This window comes from Actinoallomurus acaciae (assembly GCF_042429965.1).
GTDB classification, from domain to species: Bacteria; Actinomycetota; Actinomycetes; order Streptosporangiales; family Streptosporangiaceae; genus Actinoallomurus; species Actinoallomurus acaciae.
Genome location: NZ_JBHLZP010000428.1, coordinates 7,187 through 9,206, shown reverse-complemented (window position 1 = coordinate 9,206; position 2,020 = coordinate 7,187). Strand labels below are relative to the sequence as shown.

Annotated in this window: 2 protein-coding genes; both read left to right on the top strand. The window is 74.1% G+C overall.

Annotated features, from left to right (window positions below):
• Nucleotides 1-941 (top strand): aminotransferase-like domain-containing protein (locus ACFFNX_RS37275; protein ID WP_378210746.1); only part of this gene is annotated, 941 nt, incomplete at its 5' end.
• 66 nt (nt 942-1,007) lie between these two features.
• On the top strand, nt 1,008-1,751 hold the full coding sequence (locus ACFFNX_RS37270) for a class I SAM-dependent methyltransferase (protein ID WP_378210745.1): 744 nt from the start codon (nt 1,008-1,010) through the stop codon (nt 1,749-1,751).
• The last annotated feature ends 269 nt before the right edge of the window (nt 1,752-2,020 follow it).

The window sequence follows — 2,020 nt, the reverse complement described above, 5'->3', positions numbered from 1 at the left end:
CGCTGCGCGCGGCGATCGCGCGGCACGTCGGGGTGTCGCGCGGCATCCGCGCGTCCGCCGACGACGTCATCGTGACGAGTGGCATCCAGCAGGCGCTCGACCTGGTCGGGCGGGTCCTGCTCCAGCCCGGCGACCGGGTGGCGGTGGAGCGGCCCGGGTACCCGCCGGCGCGGATGCTGTTCCGGTCCCTCGGCCTGCGCGTGACCGGGGTGCCGGTCGACGCGGAGGGGCTGCGGGTGGACGCCCTGCCCGAGGACGCGCGCGCCGTCTACGTCACGCCGTCGCACCAGTTCCCGCTCGGCATGCCGATGTCGCTGGCCCGCCGTACGGCGCTGCTCACGTGGGCCGGGCGGCATGGCGCCGCGGTGATCGAGGACGACTACGACAGCGAGTTCCGCTTCGGCGGGCGCCCGATCGAGCCCCTGCAGAACCTCGACCGGAACGGACTGGTCCTGTACACCGGCTCGTTCTCCAAGGTCCTGGTGCCGCGGACGCGCATCGGCTTCCTCGTGGCGCCGGCGTCGCTGCGGGCGGCGCTGACCGCGGCCAGGTTCGTCACCGACTGGCACTCCCCGCTGCCGACGCAGGCCGTCCTGGCCCGCTTCATCGACGAGGGGGCGCTCGCCCGGCACGTCCGCCGGATGCGGCAGGAGTACGAGAGCCGCCACGCGTTGCTGATGGCGACGCTGCGGCGCGAGTTCGCCGGCCGGCTCGATCCGGTCCCCTCGACGGCGGGCCTGCACATCAGCGCCTTCACCGCCGCCGACCCCGAAGCCGCGGCCGAGCGCGCCAGGGCGGCCGGGGCCCAGGTGCACACGCTCGCCGAGGTCGCCATGGACCCCGGCACCCGGCCGGGCCTCGCCTTCGGCTACGGCGCCATCCCGGCGGGCCGGATCCGGGAGGGGCTCGCCCGCCTGAGCGACGCTCTATCTCCCATATAGTGAGACGGATTCTCTCATTTGACGAGATAGGGGGTACGTTGATCGCGGAAGGGCAAGGTGATGACGATGCTCCGAGAATGGGACGCCGCCGCGTACGACTCGCTCCCGTTGCCGCACCTCCGCTGGGGACGACGCACACTCGAGCGCCTGTCGTTCGCCGGCGACGAGACGGTCCTGGAGGCCGGCTGCGGTACCGGCCGCGACACCGAGGCGCTGCTCGACCGGCTCCCCCACGGCCGCGTCGTCGCCGTCGACGGATCGGCCCGGATGCTTCAGCGGCTGCGCGAGCGGCTGGCGGACCGGCTCGACCGGGTCGAGGCGATCCAGGCCGACCTGCTCGCGCCGCTGCCCGCCGCCGACCCTGCCGACGCGGCCTTCAGCGTGGCGACCTTCCACTGGATCCACGACCACGACACGCTGTTCGCCAACATCGCCCGCGCGCTCCGGCCGGGCGCCCGGTTCGCCGTCGACTGCGGCGGGAAGGGCAACGTGGCCCGCGTACGGGCCGCCATCGCGGACGTGCTCGGCGAACCCACCGACATGTGGAACTTCGCCGGCACGGAGGAGACGCGCGAACGACTCGAACGCGCCGGCTTCACCGACGTCGAGGTCGCCCTGGTGGAGGACCCCGCACGGCTGGAGCCGGGCGATCAGTTCCACAGCTACCTGGCGATCGTCGTACTCGGCGCACACCTGGACCGAATCCCGCCGTCGGAGCACCGCGCCTTCGTGGAGGCGGTGGCGGAACGCCTGGACGAGCCGGTCGTGGACTACGTACGACTGACCTTCACCGCGACCCGGGCCGCCTGACCCGGAGGCACGGCGGCGTGCCGAGATCGCGGCATCGGTACGCCGACGGTCCGCTGGCGCCGCCGGGCGGGCGCCGATCGGTCCATGCCTCCGGCTCCGCCGCCCGCCCAGACCAACCTGCTCACAGCGCTGACACGCCGACACTCCGCCAGGGCCGCCGGGCGGCGGCGTAGGGGGCGCCGATCGGCCTATACCGCCAACTCCACCGCCCGCCACGCCGACCGCCCAGACCAACCCGCTCACGGCGCCGGCACGCCGACACTCCGCCA